Annotated in this window: 19 protein-coding genes; 13 read left to right on the top strand and 6 right to left on the bottom strand. The window is 65.9% G+C overall.

From position 1 onward, the window contains the following. The first annotated feature begins 152 nt into the window (after positions 1 to 152). The 3 genes from WQQ_RS04105 (at position 153) to WQQ_RS04095 (ending at position 4,451) form a co-directional block, all read left to right on the top strand. Entirely contained in the window at positions 153 to 512 is a 360-nt protein-coding gene (locus WQQ_RS04105) for a hypothetical protein (RefSeq protein ID WP_007183804.1), read from the top strand. 288 nt (positions 513 to 800) lie between these two features. Continuing rightward, entirely contained in the window at positions 801 to 1,082 is a 282-nt protein-coding gene (locus WQQ_RS04100) for a hypothetical protein (protein WP_007183803.1), read from the top strand. 213 nt (positions 1,083 to 1,295) lie between these two features. Continuing rightward, the gene (locus WQQ_RS04095) at positions 1,296 to 4,451 is read left to right on the top strand and encodes a multidrug efflux RND transporter permease subunit (protein WP_007183802.1); all 3,156 of its coding nucleotides are present in this window, start codon (positions 1,296 to 1,298) and stop codon (positions 4,449 to 4,451) included. Positions 4,452 to 4,497: 46 nt separating this feature from the next. On the opposite strand, the gene ilvD is transcribed toward WQQ_RS04095, so the two are convergent. Then, positions 4,498 to 6,333, bottom strand: coding sequence for a dihydroxy-acid dehydratase (gene ilvD / locus WQQ_RS04090; protein ID WP_007183801.1), 1,836 nt, complete (start codon positions 6,331 to 6,333; stop codon positions 4,498 to 4,500). A gap of 118 nt (positions 6,334 to 6,451) precedes the next feature. Between ilvD and WQQ_RS04085 the strand changes: the two genes are divergently transcribed. Next, complete coding sequence (locus tag WQQ_RS04085) at positions 6,452 to 7,339, top strand: LysR family transcriptional regulator (RefSeq protein WP_007183800.1); 888 nt, start codon at positions 6,452 to 6,454, stop codon at positions 7,337 to 7,339. Positions 7,340 to 7,545: 206 nt separating this feature from the next. Here the strand turns inward: WQQ_RS04085 and WQQ_RS24180 are convergent, their stop codons facing one another. Next, entirely contained in the window at positions 7,546 to 7,920 is a 375-nt protein-coding gene (locus WQQ_RS24180) for a hypothetical protein (RefSeq protein WP_157534497.1), read from the bottom strand. Between the two features lie 43 nt (positions 7,921 to 7,963). On the opposite strand from WQQ_RS24180, the gene WQQ_RS04080 reads away from it, so the two are divergent. Then, complete coding sequence (locus WQQ_RS04080; RefSeq protein ID WP_007183798.1) at positions 7,964 to 8,254, top strand: hypothetical protein; 291 nt, start codon at positions 7,964 to 7,966, stop codon at positions 8,252 to 8,254. Here WQQ_RS04080 and WQQ_RS04075 read toward each other — a convergent pair. Then, positions 8,240 to 9,154 (bottom strand): LysR family transcriptional regulator, encoded by a 915-nt coding sequence (locus WQQ_RS04075; protein ID WP_007183797.1) that lies wholly within the window; start codon positions 9,152 to 9,154, stop codon positions 8,240 to 8,242. The two genes, WQQ_RS04080 and WQQ_RS04075, sit on opposite strands and share 15 nt — an antisense overlap. 117 nt (positions 9,155 to 9,271) lie before the next feature. On the opposite strand from WQQ_RS04075, the gene WQQ_RS04070 reads away from it, so the two are divergent. Together WQQ_RS04070 and WQQ_RS04065 are read left to right on the top strand one after the other, a co-directional pair. Then, positions 9,272 to 9,970 (top strand): CoA transferase subunit A, encoded by a 699-nt coding sequence (locus WQQ_RS04070; protein WP_007183796.1) that lies wholly within the window; start codon positions 9,272 to 9,274, stop codon positions 9,968 to 9,970. A 23-nt stretch (positions 9,971 to 9,993) separates the two neighbouring features. Next, entirely contained in the window at positions 9,994 to 10,650 is a 657-nt protein-coding gene (locus WQQ_RS04065; RefSeq protein ID WP_007183795.1) for a CoA transferase subunit B, read from the top strand. Positions 10,651 to 10,710: 60 nt separating this feature from the next. Here WQQ_RS04065 and WQQ_RS04060 read toward each other — a convergent pair whose 3' ends face one another. Continuing rightward, the gene (locus WQQ_RS04060) at positions 10,711 to 11,355 is read right to left on the bottom strand and encodes a TetR/AcrR family transcriptional regulator (protein ID WP_040452984.1); all 645 of its coding nucleotides are present in this window, start codon (positions 11,353 to 11,355) and stop codon (positions 10,711 to 10,713) included. A gap of 208 nt (positions 11,356 to 11,563) precedes the next feature. Between WQQ_RS04060 and WQQ_RS04055 the strand changes: the two genes are divergently transcribed. The 6 genes from WQQ_RS04055 to WQQ_RS24685 are packed head-to-tail and all read left to right on the top strand — an operon-like array spanning position 11,564 to position 19,094. Continuing rightward, entirely contained in the window at positions 11,564 to 14,014 is a 2,451-nt protein-coding gene (locus WQQ_RS04055; protein ID WP_007183793.1) for a TonB-dependent receptor, read from the top strand. 25 nt (positions 14,015 to 14,039) lie between these two features. After that, on the top strand, positions 14,040 to 15,284 hold the full coding sequence (locus WQQ_RS04050; protein WP_007183792.1) for a cytochrome P450: 1,245 nt from the start codon (positions 14,040 to 14,042) through the stop codon (positions 15,282 to 15,284). Positions 15,285 to 15,289: 5 nt separating this feature from the next. Beyond that, positions 15,290 to 16,483 (top strand): acyl-CoA dehydrogenase family protein, encoded by a 1,194-nt coding sequence (locus WQQ_RS04045; RefSeq protein WP_007183791.1) that lies wholly within the window; start codon positions 15,290 to 15,292, stop codon positions 16,481 to 16,483. Then, on the top strand, positions 16,480 to 17,550 hold the full coding sequence (locus WQQ_RS04040) for a phosphotransferase (protein WP_007183790.1): 1,071 nt from the start codon (positions 16,480 to 16,482) through the stop codon (positions 17,548 to 17,550). The genes WQQ_RS04045 and WQQ_RS04040 overlap by 4 nt, the downstream gene beginning before the upstream one ends. Positions 17,551 to 17,577: 27 nt before the next feature. Continuing rightward, the gene (locus tag WQQ_RS04035) at positions 17,578 to 18,375 is read left to right on the top strand and encodes an enoyl-CoA hydratase/isomerase family protein (protein WP_007183789.1); all 798 of its coding nucleotides are present in this window, start codon (positions 17,578 to 17,580) and stop codon (positions 18,373 to 18,375) included. Continuing rightward, a complete protein-coding gene (locus tag WQQ_RS24685) occupies positions 18,375 to 19,094 on the top strand; it encodes a helix-turn-helix transcriptional regulator (RefSeq protein WP_007183788.1) in 720 nt (239 codons plus the stop codon). Before WQQ_RS04035 ends, WQQ_RS24685 begins: the two co-directional genes overlap by 1 nt. Here WQQ_RS24685 and WQQ_RS04025 read toward each other — a convergent pair. Together WQQ_RS04025 and WQQ_RS04020 are read right to left on the bottom strand one after the other, a co-directional pair. Continuing rightward, on the bottom strand, positions 19,076 to 20,593 hold the full coding sequence (locus WQQ_RS04025; protein WP_007183787.1) for an acyl-CoA synthetase: 1,518 nt from the start codon (positions 20,591 to 20,593) through the stop codon (positions 19,076 to 19,078). The two genes, WQQ_RS24685 and WQQ_RS04025, sit on opposite strands and share 19 nt — an antisense overlap. A 31-nt stretch (positions 20,594 to 20,624) precedes the next feature. After that, positions 20,625 to 21,722, bottom strand: coding sequence for an NAD(P)-dependent alcohol dehydrogenase (locus tag WQQ_RS04020; protein WP_007183786.1), 1,098 nt, complete (start codon positions 21,720 to 21,722; stop codon positions 20,625 to 20,627). Positions 21,723 to 21,730 lie beyond the last annotated feature (8 nt).

Genomic DNA, 21,730 nt, shown 5'->3' with positions numbered 1-21,730 from the left:
GTCCGATTCTGATCGGCTTCCACAGCGCGGCGGGCCGCCGCGTTTGGCATAAGCAGCGGTCGCGAAAGTCTTATCGCGGGCCTGCGGCCGCGCACTAAAGTGCGGCGCACACGAGCCAATCGCCGAATCCGTTCGGCGTTATTCCGATCACCATGAAACCCGACCCCTCTCCCGCGCTTGCCCCGCGCCGCGCCGATCGCAGTTCGGTGCCGCCTTCTTCGGCGACGTCGAAAGCACTGATCCCGGCGAGCGCCCTGCTCGATCTGCTCAACGCCCATTTGAGCGTAGCCGAGGCGCAGTGCATGGATGAGATGGCGCTGACGATCACCGGTATCCGCGGCCTGGGACCGACCGAGAGAAAGGTGTTCGGACGCAATTGGGATGTCGTGCGCTTTCTCTGGGATGGTCCCGGTTCTCCGGACGAGCTGCTGTTCGCGCTCACCCATGTGATCGGCGGCCACTACGATGTCGACTGGGGACCCGCGGCGCGGTCCGAGCGCGATCTCCAGTGACGTCGCAGCCGCGTGACCCGACGCGCGCCTAGGTCGACGAATTTCGCGGTCTCCACATCACCGGCGAGCGGCGCGGTCTGCCGGCGGGTCCGCGACGCTCGCGGGCCCGCACGCAGACTCCGCCGAATGACTTCGCTCGCAGGCACGGTATCGCGACCGATTCCATCGCGTGACGAGCGCGGCCCGATTCTTGCCGTTGCGCCTTTTGCACGCTCGAAAGAGTGAACCGTCTTACGGCGGCGGAAGACCGCGGGGACGAGGCCCAAGGCAATGGCTTGAAGACCGATCATGCGCGCGCGCAAGCAAAGAAAACCGCACGAAGACTGGACCCATGGTCTCAAGACCCGGACCGCGAACGCGCTGCGGGCCCATGGTTTCCAGTCGAAAGACCAAGTCGCTGCGACGCCGATCGAAAGCCTGCTGCGCATCGAACATTTCGGCCAGGTTTCGCTCGCCGATCTGCGCACCTGGCTGTTGCGGGACGAGCGCCACGCCGGGCCCGATGCCGCGACGCGATCGAAGCAGGCGGAATCGACGCCGCGCACCGATCGGCCCTCGCCGCGGCGCTGACTCATACGCAGCAAAACGGCGTGCCTGGTTGTTGATTGCTGCGCATGCGCGCTCAGGGAGGCGTGGCCCGGCGGCGCACAATCGCCTTGCGCAACGGGGTTTGCGCAAGGCTCCTGGCCGATCTGCGTACGGGCATACTCCTTGCCCTAGAAGCGGACTTCGAATCAGAGCCGCGAACATGCAGAACATCGTGCGAGCAGTGGAGATTGCTTCATGAACGAAGGCTCGGAAGTACATTTGAGCCGCGCCCAGAGCCAGCTGAGCCGGTCGGGGCTGTCGGCCTGGTTCGTCGGGCATCCGGTGGCGACCGCGCTGCTGACCCTGGGCGTCATCCTGCTCGGCGCTCTCGCGTTTCCGCAGCTGCCGACATCGCCCTTGCCCGAAGCCGATCTGCCGACGATCCAGATCAGCGCCTCGCTGCCCGGCGCGAGTCCCGAGACGATGGCTTCGGCGGTGGCCACGCCGCTCGAAGTGCAGCTCAGCTCGGTGCCCGGCGTCATCGAGATGACCTCCGCGAGTTCGCTCGGCAACACCTCGATCAACCTGCAGTTCACGCTCGACAAGGACATCAACGAAGCCGCGCAGGAAGTGCAGTCGGCGATCAACGCGGCCGCAGGCCGCCTGCCGGCCGATCTGCCGAACCTGCCGACCTGGCGCAAGGTCAACGCGAACGACAGTCCGGTGCTGGTGCTGCGCCTGCAGTCGCCGCTGATGACGCTGACCGAGCTCTCCGACATCGCCGAAACGCTGATCGCCCGGCAGATCTCGCAGATCGACGGTGTCGCGCAGATCGACCTGAGCGGCCAGCGCAAGCCGGCGCTGCGCGTGCAGGCCTCACCCGAGAAGCTCGCCGCGCTCGGGCTCACGCTGGCCGACATTCGCAATGCCGTGCGCACCGCGAGCGTCAACCAGGCCAAGGGCGCGCTGTTCGGGCGCGACCGTGTGTCCACGCTGCAGACCAACGACCAGATCTTCGAGCCGCGCGGCTACGAGAACCTCGTCGTCAGCTATCGCGACGGAAACCCGGTGTTTCTCGGCGACGTGGCGCGCATCGGCTTCGGGGCCGAAAACGACTACGCGCAGGCCTGGCAGAACGGGGTCGCCGGCGTCGCGCTGATCGTGCGGCGCCAGCCCGGCGCGAACATCGTCGACACCGCCGAGCGCATCAAGGCGGCGATGCCGCGCTTGCGCGAGCTGCTGCCGGCGCATGTCGAGTTCGAAGTGCTCAACGACCGCACGCGCACGATCCGCGCGTCGATCCACGAAATCGAGATCACGCTGGTCGTCACCATCGGCCTCGTGGTGCTGATCATGGGCCTGTTCCTGCGACAGGTTTCGGCGACGATGATCGTCGCCTCGGTGCTGTGCGTTTCGCTGGTGGCGACGGCCGCGGCGATGTACGCACTCGGCTTCTCGATCAACAATCTCACGCTGGTTGCGGTGATCGTCGCGGTCGGCTTCGTGGTCGACGATGCGATCGTCATCGTCGAAAACATCCATCGGCATCTCGAAGCCGGCGAGGGCATGCGCGAGGCTGCGCTCAAGGGGGCCGCCGAGATCGGCTTCACCGTCGTCTCGATCAGCTTCTCGCTGGTCGCGGCCTTCATCCCGCTGCTGTTCATGGGCGGCGTGGTCGGGCGGCTGTTTCGCGAGTTTTCGCTGACCCTGACGGCCGCGGTGCTGATCTCGGTGCTCGCTTCGCTGACGCTCGCGCCGATGCTCGCCTCGCGCTTCATGCGGGCTCCCGCGCATGCCGGACACGTGGCCGGCGGGTTCTCCGATCGCTTGCTCGCTTTCTACGATCGCGGGCTGCGCTGGTCGCTGCGGCACCAGCGCCTCGTGCTGGCCGGCTTCGGGCTGACGGTCGCCGCGGCCGCGATGAGCTACGTGCTGGTGCCGAAGGGCTTCTTCCCGTTGCAGGACACCGCCTTCGTCTACGGCACTTCGCAGGCGGCCGAGGACATTTCGTTCGAGGACATGCGCGAGAAGCACCTGCAACTCGCGAAGATCGTCGGCGCCGATCCGGCCGTGCTCGGCTACAACCAGTCGATCGGCTCGAGCTTCGGCGGCGGCTCGCTGTCGAGCGGGCGCTTCTTCATCGTGCTCAAGGATCGCAACCAGCGCGACGTGTCGGCCGAAGAATTCATCGCGCGCCTGCGGCCGCAGCTCGAGGAGGTGCTCGGCATCCAGCTGTTCCTGCGCAGCGCGCAGGACATCAACCTCGGGGCGAGCTCCTCACGCGCGCAATACCTGTTCATGCTCAAGGGCCCCGACAGCACCGAGCTGGCGAGCTGGGCCGCGCGCCTGACCGACCGCCTGCGCGAGATGCCGCAGCTGCGCGACGTGTCGAGCGACCAGCAGCTCGGCGCTTCGATCACGCGCCTGACCATCGACCGCGTCGCCGCGGCGCGCTTCGGCATCAGCACGGAGGACATCGACCAGGCGCTCTACGATGCCTTCGGCCAGCGCCAGATCAGCGAGTACCAGACCGAAACCAATCAGTACAAGGTCATTCTCGAGATCGACGAGCAACAGCGCGGGCGCCGCCAGAGCCTGGATTATTTCCATCTGCGCTCGCCGCTGAGCGGGCAGATGGTGCCGCTGCCGGCGATGGTGACCAACGAGCCCGCCACCAATGGGCCGCTGTCGATCACGCACGACGGCATGTTCCCGTCGGTGAACATTTCGTTCAATCTCGCCAAGGGCGTGGCGCTCGGTGACGCGGTCGAACTCGTCGCCAGGGCCCAGGCCGATATCGGCATGCCGGGCGAATACACGGGCTCTTTCCGCGGCAACGCGCAGGCGTTCAAGGATTCGCTCGCCTCGCAACCGCTGCTGATCCTCACCGCACTGCTCGCGGTCTACATCATCCTCGGCGTGCTCTATGAAAGCTTCGTGCATCCGCTGACGATCCTGTCGACGCTGCCCTCGGCCGGCATCGGCGCGATCCTGCTGCTGTGGGCGCTCGGCTTCGAGTTCTCGATCATGGCGATGATCGGTGTCGTGCTTCTGATCGGCATCGTCAAGAAGAACGGCATCCTGATGGTGGATTTCGCGCTCGAAGCGCAGCGCAAGCAGGGCCTGTCGCCGGCCGAGGCGATCCACCAGGCCTGCCTCGTGCGCTTCCGCCCGATCATGATGACGACGCTCGCCGCGATGCTCGGCGCGGTGCCGCTGACCTTGGGCATCGGCACGGGCTCCGAGCTGCGCCAGCCGCTCGGTATCGCGGTGGTGGGCGGACTGTTGCTGAGCCAGTTGCTCACGCTGTTCACCACGCCCGTGGTCTATCTGGCACTCGACCGGCTGTTCCATCGCCAGAACAAGGCGCCAGCGGCCGCTGCGGCGACGCCGGCCCGGCTCGCGGGTTGAGCTTGCATGACCGAGTGCGATCGCATGGTTCGGAGCTTGCCGGCGCTCAGCCCTCCGGCAGCTCGCGCACGGCTCCGATATCCGCTCCGCCCGCGAGCAGCGCATAAGCCTTCAGGGCGGTGCTGAGCTTGCGCGGCCTCGGCGCGGACGGACGCCAGCCGCGCGCAACGCGCAGACGGCGTCTTTCGTCGAGCTCCGCGTCGCCGAGCTCGACGTTGATGCTGCGGCCGACGATGTCGATGCGAATGCGATCGCCGTCTTCGAGCAGCCCGATCGTGCCGTGCGCGGCTGCTTCGGGCGCGACATGGCCGATCGAAAGCCCGGCGCTCGCGCCGGAGAAGCGACCGTCGGTGATCAGCGCGCAGCGCGTCGCCAGGCCTTTGGTTTTCAGATACGTGGTCGGATACAGCATCTCCTGCATGCCAGGGCCGCCACGCGGGCCTTCGTAACGGATCACCACGACGTCGCCGGCCTTCACCTGGTCGCCAAGTATCGCGGCGCTCGCGGCATCCTGGCTTTCGAAAATGCGCGCCGGGCCTTCGAAGCGAAGCATCTGCGCGGGCACCGCGGCGGTCTTGACGATGCAGCCTTGCGTGGCGAGATTGCCGGTCAGCACGGCGAGTCCGCCATCCGGGTTGTAGGCGTGCTCGCGTGAACGGATGCAGCCGCGCTCACGATCGAGATCGAGCGATTCGTAGCGGCTGCTCTGCGAAAACGCGGTGCGGCTCGGCACGCCGGCTGCGGCCGCCGAATAGAACTCGCGCACCGCCGTGTCTTGCGCCTGACGGATGTCCCAGGCGTCGATCGCTGCGGCCAGCGAGCTTGCGTGCGTGGTCGCCACACTGCCGTCGATGAGCCCGGCGCGCTTGAGCTCGGCGAGTATCGCCATCACGCCGCCGGCGCGGTGCACGTCCTCCATGTGATAGGCGCTCGCGGGCGCGACCTTGCAGAGCGTCGGCACGAAACGCGAAATGCGATCGATGTCGGCGAGCGTGAAATCCACCGCGCCTTCGTGCGCGGCGGCCAGCAGATGCAGCACGGTGTTGGTCGAGCCGCCCATCGCGATGTCGAGCGACATCGCGTTTTCGAACGCGGCCTTGGTCGCGATCTGGCGCGGCAATGTGCGTGGATCGTCGAGTTCGTAATGACGGCGCGCGAGCTCCACGATCAGGCGCCCGGATTCGCGAAACAGGCGCTCGCGATCGGCATGCGTCGCGACGAGCGAGCCGTTGCCCGGCAAGGCGAGACCGAGCGCTTCGAGCAGGCAGTTCATCGAGTTGGCGGTGAACATGCCCGAGCAGGAGCCGCAGGTCGGGCAGGCGGCCTGCTCGATCTGCTGGCGCTCGGAGTCGGCGAGATCGGCATTCGCTCCGGCGACGATCGCGTCGACGAGGTCGAGCGGAATGACACGATCGTCCACCTTGCGCTTGCCGGCTTCCATCGGCCCGCCGGCGACGAACACGGTCGGAATGTTGAGCCGCATCGCGGCCATCAGCATGCCCGGTGTGATCTTGTCGCAATTCGAAATGCAGACGAGCGCATCGGCCGTGTGCGCGTTGACCATGTACTCGACGCTGTCCGCGATCAGCTCGCGCGAGGGCAGGCTGTAGAGCATGCCGTCGTGGCCCATGGCGATGCCGTCGTCGACCGCGATGGTGTTGAACTCGCGCGCGACGCCGCCGGCTCGCGTGATTTCACCGGCGACGAGCTGGCCGAGATCTTTCAGGTGCACGTGGCCGGGCACGAACTGCGTGAACGAGTTGGCGATGGCAATGATCGGCTTGCCGAAGTCGGAGTCGGTCATGCCGGTGGCTCGCCAGAGCGAGCGGGCGCCGGCCATCAGCGGGCCGGCGGTGCTGGTGCGGGAACGAAGGGCGGGCATCGGGGCTTCCTGTGGGCGGTGGCGGTGTGCCGAGGCCGCCATCTTCCCGATACCGCGCCATAGCGGCCAATATAATCGGCATGCGGTCGCCATATCGATCGTAAATAGTGGAGCTACGATGGACCTTCGGCAGATTCGCTACTTCATCGCCGTTGCCGACGCGCGCAACTTCTCGCGCGCGGCCGAGCGCCTGCATGTATCGCAGCCGCCGCTGTCGATCCAGATCAAGCGCCTCGAAGACGAGATCGGCGTCCGGCTGCTGAATCGCTCGCCGCGCGGAGTGGAGCTGACGCCGGCCGGAGCGCTGTTCTACGAGGACGCGAAAGGCGCGCTCGCGAGGCTCGACGGCGCGAAGAAGCGAGCGCGCCAGGCCGAGCTCGGCGAGGTCGGAACGCTGTCGATCGGCTTCGTGTCGATCGTCGACTACGGTGTGCTGCCGCCGGCGCTCAAGGACTTCCGCACGCGCTATCCGCGCATCGAAGTCGAGCTGCACGAGGCGACGACCGACCAGCAGGTGCAGGCGCTGCGCAATGGCCGCTTCGACCTGGCGCTCGCGCTCGGTCCGGTGCGGGAAGCCGATCTGAAGTTCGAGCCGCTGATCGAGGAGGAACTGCTGCTCGCGTTACCGGCGCGGCATCCGCTCGCGGGAGCGGACCGGGCGACCGACCTGCGACGCTTCAGCGAAGAGACGTTCATCGCCCCGCCGCGCGAGCTTGCGCCGGGCCTGCACGATGCGATCGTCGCGCGTTGTCGCAGCAGCGGGTTCACGCCGCGCATGGGTCAGCAGGCCCGGCAGATGCAGACGGTGGTGAGCCTGGTTGCCTGCGGGCTGGGCGTTGCGCTGGTGCCCGCTTCGATGAACAACCTCAAGCGCAAGGGGCTGATCTATCGCCGCTTGCGCGGGGCGTCGGAGGCGCTGCAGATCGGCATGCTGACGCGCGCGGGCGAGAACTCGGCGATCGTGCGGAATTTTTCGGAGGTCTTGCGGGTCAGTGCCGGCGGCTAGCTGTGGCTGAGCATTCGCCGGCCCCTCTCTCCCCTCGCTGGCGCGAGGGACTCTCTCCCGCGCGCGGGAGAGAGGAACGGCGGTGAGTGCGACGCGTCGATTGCCGTGGCGCCAACTGCTGGTCCCCTCTCCCGCTTGCGGGAGAGGGTGGTCCGAACGACCGGGAGAGGGCCTGTCGCCGAGCGCAAATTTCTCGGCCGGGCTTTCTACCGCTTGAGCTTGTGCGCCACCACCGAATCCCAGGTATCGAGCCGCCCGCCGCGATACCACGTACGGCGTGCGGTTCCTCGTACGAACGAGGAAAGAAGATCGTACCCCTGAGGCTTGTGGGCATGAACGCCGGGCCGGAGCTCGTCGATCTTGCGTTTGCCGAGCCACTTGTCGACAAAAGGTGAAGCCCCAGGCGTCGGCGGGTGAAAAGCCCTGCGGAGCGAGCGTCGGCATTCCCTTGGGAACGGCTGCGTCTTGGCCAGCACTTGGCCCTTGACCGCGCCCCGCTGCGGAACCGGGCGCTCCTCGATCGATGCCACGATTCCGTGGCGGCGCCCCTCGCATCGATAACCGTCGGTTATGCGTTCCACGCGACTCTTCATTGGTGGAGCGGGGCATGCCTGTGTGAGGCTTATGACGAATCCACCAATTGTCACACCCGATGATTACCTTTCGGCGCTCGCTCGTCATTGGATCGAACATGAAATCCACCATCGCGCGCATCGCGGTCTGGTCCACCCTGGTTCCGGCGGCGCGCAGGCGCATCCGGGTCACGAGCGGCTCGAAACCGATGCGAGCTCCAATGCCGTGTTCGGCATCGTCCAGCTGCTCGAAAACGGCCATCCGGCGCTGTGGTTGCTGCTGGTGCTGAGCGTCGTCGCAGCGGTTCGCCTGGGCATGAAGGCGCCTTCATCGGCCGCTTGACGCGGGCATCGATCCACGCTCGGCTATCGCGCCGAGCGCGACGCGCATGAGCTCATGCGCGGCCGTGGACAGCTCGGCATCGCGTCGCGTCAGCAGGCCGACACGCCTGCGCACGATCGGTCCCGAAAGGCGCAGGCAGCGCGCGCCCATGCGCTGCATCTGATCGCCGCACAGCGCCGGAACCGCGCTCACTCCGAGCCCCGCGGCGACCAGCGATCCGACCGTCGACAGCTGATGGCATTCGAGCGCCGGAGCAAAGTCGTGGCCGGCGGCCGCCAGCGACTGCTCGAGCAGATGGCGTACGGTCGAGGGGCGTTGCAGCGTGATGAAAGGCTCGGCGCTGAGCGTCTTCCAACTCACGCTGGTCTTCTGCGCGAGCGGTGAGCTGGCCGCCACGACGGCGACGAAGCGATCGTCGAACAGCGAGGTGAACCCGTAGGGCTGCATCGTCTCGGGCTCGAAGCAGAAGCCGATCTCGACGCGTCCGCTGGTGACGAGTTCGAGCACCTGTTCGTTGATGACGTCGTGAATCGTCACGTCGATTTGCGGATGTGCCTCGCGAAACCGGGTCAGCAACTCCGGCAGCCGGTTGGCCGCGAACGAGGGCATGGCGGCTACCGTCACATGGCCCTGTTGCAGCGTGAAGCGCTGGCGCAGCCGATCGGTGGTGCCTTCCCATTCGGCGAGCAGCCGCAGCGCGAGCGGCAGCAGCGTCGCGCCTTCGGGCGTCAGGCGCACGCTGCGCGTGGTCCGGCTCAGCAGGCGCCCGCCGAGCGACTCTTCGAGCCCGCGTATCGCCAGGCTCAGGGCGGGCTGCGACAGATGCAGCAGTTCACCGGCGCGGGCGAAGCTCAGGGTCTGGGCGACGCAGATGAAGGCGCGGAGCTGGCGGATGGTCATTGATAAGCTTCACAAAACAATTCTTCCAAAAAAGAAAATTAACAAATGAGGCCTGCCGGGCCAAACTGGGCCATGAGAGTCCCGATCTTCCGGGGCCAGCAGGCGACGGGGAGCTCCATGGCAGGTTTCGACAAGCGGGTCGGCAGTTACGAGCAGGCGCTCGAAGGCCTCACGGACGGCATGACCGTGCTCGCGGGCGGCTTCGGTCTCTGCGGCATTCCCGAGAACCTCATCGCGCAGATTCGCCGCATGGGCGTGAAGGACCTGACCGTGGTCTCGAACAACTGCGGCGTCGACGGCTTCGGTCTCGGCGTGCTGCTCGAGCTGCGGCAGATCAAGAAGATGATCGCGTCCTACGTCGGCGAGAACGCGGAGTTCGAACGCCAGCTGCTCTCGGGCGAGCTCGAAGTGGTGCTGACGCCGCAGGGCACGCTCGCCGAAAAGATGCGCGCGGGCGGCGCGGGCATTCCGGCCTTCTACACCGCGACGGGCTACGGCACCCAGATCGGCGAGGGCAAGGAGAGCCGCTCGTTCGGTGGCCGTCATTACATCCTCGAAGAATCGATCACGGGCGATTTCGCGATCGTCAAAGGCTGGAAGGCCGATTGGTACGGCAACGTGATCTATCGGCACACGGCGCAGAACTTCAATCCGGCCGTCGCCACCGCGGGCCGCATCACCGTGGTCGAGGTCGAGGAGATCGTGCCGCCCGGCACGCTCGATCCCGCGCAGATCCACACGCCGGGCATCTACGTCGATCGGCTGATCCAGGGCAGTTTCGAAAAGCGCATCGAAAAGCGCACGGTCCGTTCCTAACCGAAGTTCACGGAGACAACATCATGGCTTTGACCCGCGAACAAATGGCGCAGCGCGTCGCCCGCGAACTGCGCGACGGCTACTACGTGAACCTCGGCATCGGCATCCCGACGCTGGTCGCGAACTACATTCCGGACGGTATCGAGGTGATGCTGCAATCGGAGAACGGCCTGCTCGGCATGGGACCGTTCCCGACCGAATCCGAGATCGATGCGGATCTGATCAACGCCGGCAAGCAGACGGTCACCGCGCGCAAGGGCGCGTCGATCTTCTCGTCGGTCGAATCCTTCGCGATGATTCGCGGTGGCCACGTCGACCTGACTGTGCTCGGCGCCTTCGAAGTCGACGTGCACGGCAACATCGCCTCGTGGATGGTGCCCGGCAAGCTCGTCAAGGGCATGGGCGGTGCGATGGATCTGGTCGCCGGCGCCGACAACATCATCGTGACGATGACGCACGCCGGCAAGGCGGGCGACTCCAAGCTGCTGCCCGAATGCTCGCTGCCGCTGACCGGCGCCGGCTGCATCAAGCGCGTGCTGACCGACCTTGCGTATCTCGAGATCGAGAACGGAGCCTTCATTCTCAAGGAGCGCGCTCCGGGCGTCAGCGTCGACGAAATCGTCGGCAAGACGGCCGGCAAGCTGATCGTTCCGGACGAGGTGCCCGAAATGCGGTTTTGAGCTTGACGCCGCGACGACAATGAAATGAAAGGCCGGGCTCGATGTCCGGCTTTTTCGTTTCTACTTCTCGTCGGCCCTGGTCGTCGCGAGCGCATTCCAGCTGATGTGCACCCAAGCCTCGACCACGCGATCGAAGCTGCGGCCTTGCAGCATGTCGGGATGCAGGGTGGAGCAGTGATCGATCGCGAGCGTGAGGATATCGGCGATCAAATCGTCGGCCTCGGGATGCGCGCGCTTGGCCTGTCGCAGCTGTTTAACCGCCTTGCGGCTCTGCTGGCAGAGCTCTTCGCGCATCTGGCTCGATAGACGCGCGACATCTTCGTTGTTCAAAGCGGTCTGCGCCATCGCCGACAGAATGACGTGGTGTTCGCGATAGACGCCGATGATGCCGCGCAAGCTGCGCGTCATGTCGGCGCGCGTGGTCGTCGATGCATCTTCGAACCAGCTGCCGGCGGCGCTGACGATCTCGCGACGAACCTGCTCGAACAAGTGGCTGACGAGTTCGCCCTTGTCTCGAAAATGCTTGTAGAACGTGGCTCTTCCGATGCCTGCGGCTTCTGCGAGCCGCTCCACCGAAACACTCGAAAAGCTCTCGCCCTGCAACAGCAGCTTTTCCATGCCCTCGAGCAGGCGGCTGTCGACGCTCTGACGCTGGCGGAACCGCGTCTTGGGCGCTTCGACGGCTTTTTTCGTGGCTCGGGGCATCGGGAAGATCGGGCTCGAACAGGATGATGGAATCGTATCGTCGGTCGCCAATGACCAATGTGCAAGCTGCGATCGGCTGGTGGTAGACGTAATGTCTCGTGTTGTAGACACAGTGTCTCTTTGTGTGCTTGAATCGTTTCACGGGGCGAAGAACCCGAAAGGCCCGGCCACGATGCCGGGCGATCGTTCGTAGCGAGGAGAGGGGACAATGAAAAAAGTGATCGGCACGGGCGTGCCGGTGGGCTTGCTGTTGCTGGCTCTCGGTGCATCCGCACAGATCGAAGCTTCGACGGTCGAGGTGCCGACCGCCGATTCGGCTTTCGTCGCAACCCAGGAAAGCGGTCCCGCAGAACAAGCCGCGGCACCTGCACCCGATGGCGCATCCGGCCTGGACACGATCGCCGTCCAGGGTCCGCAAGACGAGGCGGCCGAGGAAACCAAGGAAGCCGGCGGGCCGCGCTCGCGACTGGTCGAAGAGATCATCGTCACCGCGCAGAAGCGTGAAGAGAATCTGCAGAGCGTTCCGATCTCGATCCAGGCGTTCAGTGGAGACAACCTCGATGCGCGCGGCGTCACCGATGCGACTTCGCTCGGGCGCATCACGCCGGGCCTGACGATCACGCAGGCCGTCGGCTTCACGCTGATCTATCTGCGCGGCGTCGGCTCGGATGCGTTCCTGCTCGGCGATCCGAGCGTCGCCTACTACATCGACAACATCTACTTTCCGTTCTCGCAGGGCCTTGCGCAGGAATTCGGCGCGGTCGATCGCATCGAAGTGCTCAAGGGGCCGCAGGGCACCCTGTTCGGGCGCAACGCCGTCGGCGGCGCGGTCAACGTGCTGACCAAGGCGCCGGACTTCAGCGAGGCGCGCACGCAGGTCGAGAGCGAGGTCGCGAATTACAACGTCCTCAAGACTCGCGTCAACACCAATATTCCGATCAGCGACGAGCTCGCATTTTCGCTGTCGGCTTTCTACAACACCCAAGAGTTCTACCAGGGCGGACGCATCAACGTCAGCGCGAACTCGAACGGCGAAAGCCTCGATCCCATCGTCAGCAAGGCGGCGCGGCTCAAAGTGCGCTGGGCTCCGACCGAGGACATCGACGCCACGCTCGCGGGCCTGCTCTATCGCTCCGACGGCGCCGGTACGCTGTTCCAGACCAATGCGTTTCCGAGCCCGCTTGCGCGCACGCTCGGCGTGACGCCGCAAACGGGCTATCGCGGCGAACTCGACGAAGGCACGGACCAGTCGATCGACAATCGCGTGGTCTACGGCGACATCAAGTGGAGCCTGCCGTGGGCGAACCTGCGCCTGCTCGGCAGCGACCAGCTCATCAAGACCGCCGCGACCTACGACTACGACGGCTCGCCGCGCCCGCTCGTCGGCTTCGAAGGGCCCAAGCTGTTCGCCGACGTGCAGTCGGCCGAGTTCCAGATCCTGTCGAACGACTCGAGCCCCGAATGGCTCAAGTGGATCATCGGCAGCTACTACTTCCGCAGCGAATCCGGCTACGACGGCGGCCTGCATCAGCGCGTATCGCTCGTCAACGACCTGCGCGGTGCCCTGCTCAACTTCGTTTCGCTCGATCAGCTGCCGAGCTTTCTGCAGACCAACCTGCCGTCCGGCAACGTCGTCGTCTACGGCACGCTCGGCACCAAGTCGATCGCCTACTTCTCGCAGGTCACGGCCGACCTGACCGACTGGATGTCGCTGACGCTCGGCGGACGCTACCAGGAGGAGAAGCGCTACATCGTCGAAGCCTACAACGGACTCGAAACCATGGACGGCGGGTCGATTCCGATCTTCCCGCTCAACCCCGACTCCAACCTGCTGAGCCATACGACCAACAGCTTCAGCCCGAAGGCCTCGATCGATTTCCACGTCTTCGACGACACGCTGATCTACGCCTCGTACCAGGAGGCGACCAAGAGCGGAACCTACAACCCGCTCAAGCTGCTGCAGGCCGTCGACTACGTGAAACCCGAGAAGACGCGTGCCTATGAAGTCGGCGTCAAGCGCAGCTTCTTCGACGGTCTGATGACCTTCGCGGGCGCGGGCTTCTACTACGACATCAGCAATCTGCAGGTGCAGTACGTCTCGCTGCTCAACGGCGGCGTGGTGACCTTCGAGACCGCGCGCGCCGCCGAAGTGAAGGGCATGGACTTCGACATCAGCGCGATCCTGTTCCCCGATCTCGTCGACGATCTCGCAGTGACGTTCAGCGGCGCCTACATCGACGCCAAGTTCACCGACTTTTCGAACGGCAGCGGCTTCAGCGAGAGCACGGGTATTTTCTCGCCCAACAACGACTTCACCGGCAACCACATCTCGCGTTCGCCCAAGTTCACCACCACGCTCACGCTCGCCAAGACCTGGCAGATTCCGGGCGGACCGCTCGAAGTCGGCGGCGACTACTACTACAACAGCGGCTTCTACTTCACCGCGCAGAACTCCGATGTCGCACGGCAGAGGAAGTACGACCTGCTCGGCGTACGCGTGAGCTATCTGTACGAGCCCTGGAACCTGCGCGCGACCGTCTACGGCAACAACATTCTCGACGAGAAATACCAGATCGGCGTGCTGCAGGCCGACTTCGGAACCAACGTCTCGCTCGGCGCCCCGGTCACCTACGGCCTGCGCCTGGCCTGGGAATTCTGATCGGCCGCCATCTGGAGAGCTCACCATGAGTCGTCGCGACAAGCTGCCGATAGCCCCGTTCGAACTCGGTGATCCCGATCTGTTCGCCAACGGATTCCCGCATGCGCTGTTTGCGGAGCTGCGCGATCGCTCGCCGGTGGTCTGGAGTGAATGGTCGGGCGGAGCGGGCTTCTGGTCGCTGCTCAAGTACGAGGACATCACGCAGGCTTCGATGAACCCGAAGCTGTTCTCGTCGGCGTCCGAAAACGGCGGTCACCGGATCTTCGAGGAAGTGGCCTCGGGCGTCGCCGGCACCGGCTCGGAAAGCCCGATCGGCATCCCGTTCATCTCGCGCGATCCGCCCAAGCAGGTGCAGCAGCGCACGATGGTCATGCAGGCGGTGACCTCGCCGCGGCTCGTCGAGATGGAAGCGCGCATCCGGGCGCGCATCGTCAAGCTGCTCGACGCGGTGCCGGACGGCGGCGTGCTCGACGTCGTCGATCGGGTTTCGGCTCCGATCCCGATCAAGACGCTCGCCGAACTGCTCGACATGCCCGAGGAGCGCGAGTCCAAGCTCTACGAATGGACCAATGCGCTGATCGGCGAGGATGATCCGGATTTCCGGCAGTCGCCCGAATACATGGGCCAGGTGCTCGGCGAACTCATGGGCTACACGGGCGAGCTGCGCGCATCCAGGGAGGGCAGCGACCGCACCGACCTGATCACGCTGATCAGCCGCGAGCGCGATGGCAGCCCGGTGCCGATGCGCGACTTCTACGCCAACGTCGTGCTCGTGCTCGTCGGTGGCAACGAGACCACGCGCAATTCGATCTCGGGCGGCCTCATCGCGCTCGCGCAGAATCCCGATCAGTGGGCCGCCCTGCGCGCCGATGCGAGCCTGATTCCGGGCGCGGTCAACGAGATCGTGCGCTGGGTCTCGCCGGTCATGCACATGCGTCGCACGGCGATGGAAGACACCGAGATTCGCGGCGTGAAGATCGCCAAGGGCGACAAGCTGCTGTTCTGGTATCCGTCCGCGAACCGCGATGTCGACATCTGGACCGATGCAAACCGCTTCGACATCACGCGGCCGATCGTCAAGCATCGTGGCTTCGGAGCCGGCGCGCATGTCTGCGCCGGCAGCCGGCTCGCCGAGATGCAGATACGCGTATTTCTCGAAGAGCTCGTGCAGCGCTACGCGCGTTTCGAGATCGCCGGTGAAGTCGCACGCATCCGCTCGAACTTCATCGACGGCATCCGCCATCTGCCGATGCGCTTCGCGAGGGCCTGATCCGCATGCGGAGCGAAGCCATCAAGCCGGCCGGTGTCAGCGACAGGGCGCAACGGATCGGCCAGCGCGTCGAGCGCTTCGTTCGCGATGTCGTCGCGCCCTACGAGCGCGATCCACGTCGAGACTCGCACGGGCCGACCGATGCGCTGGTGCACGAGTTGCGCGGACTCGCGCGAGCCGCCGACGTGATGACGCCGCACGTGCTCGAAGACGGAACGCATCTGACTCAGCGCGAAACCGCCTACGTGCTGCGCATGAGCGGCCTGTCTCCGCTCGGCCCGCTGGCCTGCAATACCGCGGCGCCGGACGAGGGCAACATGTTCCTGCTCTCCAAGGTCGGCAGCCCGCTGATCCGCGAGCGCTTCCTGCGCCCGCTGGTATCGGGCCAGGTGCGCTCCGCGTTCTTCATGACCGAGCCGGCCGCCGAAGGCGGGGCGGGCTCCGATCCTTCGATGATGAAGACGAGCTGTCGTCGGGATGGAAACGACTGGATCGTCAATGGTCGCAAGGCCTTCATCACCGGCGCGGCGGGCGCGGGCGTCGGCATCGTGATGGCCAAGTCCGACGACGGCGCCTGCATGTTCCTGGTCGAGCTGCCGCATCCGGCGATCCGCATCGAGCGCCTGCTCGACACGATCGACGATTCGATGCCGGGCGGGCACGCCGTGGTCGCGATCGAAGACCTGCGCGTGCCGCAGGAGCAGATGCTCGGCCGCAGTGGCAAAGGCTTCGCCTACGCGCAACTGCGGCTCGCACCCGCGCGCCTGTCGCACTGCATGCGCTGGCTCGGCGCCTGCACGCGCGCGAACGAGATCGCGACCGACTACGCCAATCGTCGCCAGGCTTTCGGCAAGCCACTGATCGAGCATGAAGGCGTGGGCTTCATGCTCGCGGACAATCTGATCGATCTGCGCCAGGCCGAGCTCATGATCGACTGGTGTGCCGATGTGCTCGATGCGGGCGCCAATGGAATCGCCGAAAGCTCGATGGCCAAGGTCGCGGTCTCGGAAGCGCTCATGCGCGTGGCCGATCGCTGCGTGCAGGTCATGGGCGGAACCGGTGTCAGCGGCGACACCATCGTCGAGCAGGTGTTTCGCGAGATTCGCGCGTTTCGCATCTACGACGGGCCGACCGAGGTGCACAAATGGTCGCTGGCGAAGAAGATACAGCGTGATTGGCGACGCGGGAGCGCGGCATGAGCGCAGTCGGACAGGAGGCCAACGCGGGCACGACGCCGGTGCGCGAGGCGTATCGCTTCGACCAGGCGGCGCTCGCTCGCTGGCTGCAGGCGAACGTTGCGGACTATGAAGGTCCGTTGACCGTCGAGCAGTTCAAGGGCGGGCAGTCCAACCCGACCTACAAGCTCGTCACGCCCGCGCGCAGCTACGTGATGCGTCGCAAGCCGCCTGGCGAACTGGTCAAGGGCGCGCATGCGGTCGAGCGCGAGGCCCGGGTGCTGTCGGCGTTGTCGGCAACGGGCTTTCCGGTCGCCCAGGTGCATGGCCTGTGCACGGACGCCGACGTGATCGGAACCTGGTTCTTCGTCATGGAGATGGTCGAAGGGCGCATCTTCTGGGACGCGCGCTTTCCGCAAGTGGCGCAGGCGCAAAGACCGCGCTACTTCGACGCCATGAACGAGACGCTCGCGCAGCTGCATCGCCTCGACCACGAGGCGATCGGCCTCGCCGACTACGGCAAGCCCGGCAATTATTTCGAGCGCCAGATCGCGCGCTGGTCGCGCCAGTATCTGGACGATACCGATGCCGGCCGCGACGCCGGCATGGACAGGCTGATCGAATGGCTGCCCGCCAACATCCCGCCGGGCGACGACGAAACCCGCCTGATCCACGGCGATTTTCGCTGCGACAACATGATCTTTCACCCGACCGAGCCGCGCGTGCTCGCGGTGCTCGACTGGGAGCTGTCGACGCTCGGCCATCCGCTGGCCGACTTCGCCTATCACGCGATGATGTACCGCATGCCGCCCGACATCGTCGCCGGGCTCGGCGGCACCGACGTGGAAGCGCTCGGCATTCCGTCCGAACGCGACTACGTGGCCGCGTACTGCGCACGGACCGGGCGTGCGGCGATGCCCGCTTACGACTTCTACCTGGCGTTCAATTTCTTCCGCATGGCCGCGATCTTCCATGGCATCAAGGGACGCGTGATTCGCGGCACGGCCGCATCGAAGCATGCGCAGGAGCGGGCGCGCTGCTTTCCACGCCTCGTCGCGCTGGCGTGCGGGCAGATGGACGCCTGCCGCTGAGCCAGGCGGCGCAACCGGAGCGAGCCGATGTCCGCCGAACCCGCAGCCTTGAAATTCGAACGAAACGGATCGATCGCGCGCCTCGTGCTCGATCGGCCCGCCGCCGGCAATGCGATCGATCTCGACATGGCGGCGGCCCTGCTCGATGCCGCGCAGCGCTGCGAAGCCGATGCCTCGATACGCTGCGTCATGCTGACCGGTGCGGGCCGCATGTTCTGCGCGGGCGGGGACATCACGGCTTTTTCGGCGGCTGGCGAGGCCATCCCCGAGTTCCTGCGCGAGCTCGCGACGACTTTGCACGAGGCGCTCATGCAGCTCGCACGCATGCGCAAGCCGCTGATCACCGTCGTCAACGGCCCGGCCGCCGGCGCGGGCTTGAGCCTGGCGCTCATCGGCGATCTGGTGCTCGCGGCACGCTCGGCGCATTTCAGCGCGGCTTACGGCAGCCTCGGCCTGACGCCGGATGGTGGCATGAGCTGGTGGCTGCCTCGCGTGGTGGGTCTGCGTCGAGCGCAGGAGATCATCCTGACCGGCCGGAGAGTCGGCGCCGAAGAGGCCGCAGCGCTAGGTCTGGCCACGCTCGTGGTCGATGACGCGGCGCTGGCCGAACAAGCGCAAGCCTATGCGCAGCGTCTTGCGCAGGCGCCAACCGCCGCGATCGGTGCCGCACGGCGGCTGCTCATCGAAGGCGCGACTCGCAGCCTGGGCGATCAGCTCGACGCCGAGGTCGAATCCATCGTCACCGCCGGGGCCAGCGCCGAATGCCGCGAAGGCGTGGCGGCCTTCCTGCAGAAGCGCAAGCCGGACTTTATCGGGAGCCGGTGATGAACCTGATCGTTCGCGAAGACGTGGAACTGCTGCGCAGCATCTCCGATGGAGCCGGGGCCAGCAGTGCGACGCTGTTTCTGTTCGATCGCGAAGCGCCGGTTGAGCGCACCCGCTTTCTGTTCAATCTGGGGCCGACGAACGAGATCAACCACGCCTATCGCGATTCGATCTGCGCGCTCGATCCGTTTCTGCTGCTCGCAGCCGACCGGCTTGCGCAGGCGCCCGCGGACCTGCACGTCTTCGATCAGGCGGAAGTCGAAAGCTGGGACCAGAGCCGGCGAACCCGGCCGTACTGGGAATTCATGCGGCGCCAGGGTTATTGCGAGAGCGCCGCATCCGTGCACGAAGTGGGCGACGGTCTTTGGCTGGTGCTCGGGCTCATGCGACAGGGTCGCGAGCGCGCGCATCTTTCGGCTCAGCCGGTGCGCGATTCGACGCGACGCCTGTTCCGGCGAACGGCTTCCGCGATCGTGCGCTCCGCGTTCCCGCCGCAAACCAGTGTGCGCCCCGATGTGGCCTTGACCGGGCGCGAGCAGGACGTCGTCGATGCGCTGTGCTGTGGCCGCAGCAACAAGCAGATCGCGGCTCAGCTGAGGCTCTCCGAGTTCACCGTCGAAAACCATTTGCGTCGCATCTACCGCAAGCACGCGGTGCGCAACCGAACCTCGCTGATGGCCGTGCTCGGCTCGCGATCGCCTCAGGCCGCGCCGAGCTGAGACTTGATGAGCCGCTTGAGCAGCTTGCCGTTGGGCATGCGCGGCAGGGCTTCATCGAACACGAAGCGGCGAGGGCACTTGAAGCCGGCGAGCTGATCGCGGCAGAACTGCGCGAGTTCCTGCTTGAGCGCTTCGCTCGCAGCCGAAGGATCGCGCAGCTGCACGACCGCGACGACTTCTTCTCCGAACTCCGCATGCGGAACGCCGACCACGGCCACGTCCATCACGCTCGGATGCGTGACGAGCAGGTTTTCGATCTCCTGCGGGTAGATGTTCACACCACCGGAGATGATCATGAAAGCCTGGCGATCGGTGAGGAACAGATAGCCGTCCGCATCGACGTAGCCGATGTCTCCGAGCGTGCTCCAGCCGTGGCGGTTATAGGCCGCGCGGGTCTTCTCGGGATCCTTGTGATAGTGGAAATCCGGCATGCCCGAGAAGTAGACGTCGCCGATCTCGCCGGCGGGCAGTTCGTTTCCGTCCGCATCGCAGATATGCAACTGGCCGAGCACCGCGCGACCGACCGAGCCGGGCTTGGCGATCCAGTCTTCGGGGCCCAGCGCGGTGACGCCGTTGCTCTCGCTGCCACCGTAGTACTCGTGAATGACCGGCCCCCACCAGCGCAGCATGTCGCGCTTGACCTCGGGCGGGCATGGAGCGGCGGCATGAACGGCGACGCGCAGGCTCGCAAAATCGTGGCCTTCACGATCTTCGGGCTGCAGCTTGAGCATGCGCACGAACATCGTCGGCACGAACTGCGCATGCGTGACCCGGTGTTCGCGGATCAGCTGCAGCACGCGCACCGGATCGAACTTGCGCATCACCACCAGCGCGCCGCCACTGCGTTGCACCGCGAGACACCAGTTCAATGGCGCCGCGTGATACTGCGGGGCCGGCGACAGATAAACGGTGTCGGGTCCGACGCCGTAGGCCGTGCGGATGTAGGCCTCGACGGGCGCCGGCGTGCCGAGCGGCGGAAACAGCATCTTGCGCTTGATGCCCTTGGGCTTTCCGGTCGTGCCCGAGGAGTAGTACATGATGAGGCCTTCGGTCTCATCGAACCGCGCAGCGACCGGCGCCGGCCCATGCATGGCCTCGACGATCGACTGCCAAATTGCGTTGTCGCCGACGCTGACCCTGAGCGCACAGCCGGTATTCGCGCAGACCTCGTCGGCGAGTGCGTCGAGCGCTTCGGAACTCACGAGCAGCTTCGAATCGGAGTCGTCGATGATGTGCCGGACTTCGTCGCGCTTGAGATGCCAGTTGATCGGCGTCAGGTAGAGGCCGTAGCGCAGCGCGGCCCAGACGACGACGAAATACTCGGGCCGGTTCTCCATGACGATCGAGACGACGTCGCCGCGTTGCAGGCCGAGCGCCATGAAGTGATTCGCGAGCGCGATCGAGCCGCGATCGAGTGCGCGAAAGCTCAGCGCCTCGCCGTCGTCCATGACGACCGCCGGGGCTTCGGGCTTCGCGAGGGCGTGATCGTGAATGTGCATGGACGTGATCCGATCCAGACTCAGGGAATCATCAGGGAATCAGCACGGCCTTGATGCAGTCGCCGCGATGCTGCGCGGCCACCGCCTCGTTGATGCGCGAGAGCGGAAAGGTCTGGATCACCCGATCGAGCGGGAAGCGCTGCTCGCGATAGTGGTGGATGAGCTCCGGAATCAGCTCGTCGGGGTCGCTGTCGCCTTCGAGAATCGCCTTGATGGTCCAGCCGCCGATGACTGCCGCGGTCAAGTTGAGCGCGATGCTGGTGTCGGGCGTCGCGGCCGCGACGACGCCGAGCGTGCCGTGCAGGGCCAGAGCGCCCAGCGCGGTTTCGATCACGGGCCCGATACCCGTGCTGTCGAAGGCATAGCGAACGCCGGCCGCTGCGATTTCGCGAATGCGCGCCGCGGTGTCCTCATGGATCGGATCGATCGCATGCGTGGCGCCGAGTTCGAGCGCGAGCTTGCGACGCGCGGCCTGCGGCTCGACGACGATGATGGTCTTGCAGCGCTGGATCGCTGCGCCCATCACGGCCGCGATGCCGACGGCCCCGCAACCGAAGATCGCGACCGACGAACCCGCCTCGCAGGCCAGCGACCGCATGATCGCGCCGGCCCCGGTCTGGAAGCCGCAGCCGAGCGGCCCCAGCAGTTCGAGCGCGACCTCGTCCGTCACCTTGACCACGTTGCGCTCGAGCGCGAGCGCATGCGTCGCGAACGAGGACTGGCCGAAGAACCGTCCCGAAACGCTTTGCCCGCCGATGCGCATGCCGGAGCTGCCGTCCGCGCGAACACCCGGAAAATTGAGTGCGACGAACGAATGGCAGTAGCTGGGCTCGCGGTGTTCGCAGCGCTCGCAATGGCCGCAGGACAAAAAGCTCAGCACCACGCGATCACCGGCCTTGACCTTGCGAACCCGAGCACCGACGCGCTCGACGACGCCCGAAGCCTCATGCCCCAGCACGGCCGGAAGCGGAACCGGAATGTGCTGGTCGCGTGCGATCAGATCGGTGTGGCAGATGCCGACACCGGCGATGCGCACGAGCACTTCGTCGTCGCGCGGATCGTCGAGTTCCACCGGCTCGATCGTGAAGTCGGCGTTCGCTGCGCGCGCGACGGCGGCGGTGATTTTCATTTTGTTGT

Source organism: Hydrocarboniphaga effusa AP103 (assembly GCF_000271305.1).
GTDB lineage: Bacteria > Pseudomonadota > Gammaproteobacteria > Nevskiales > Nevskiaceae > Hydrocarboniphaga > Hydrocarboniphaga effusa.
Note: the sequence above shows the minus strand (reverse complement) of the source record. Positions and strands in the feature narration are given on the sequence as shown.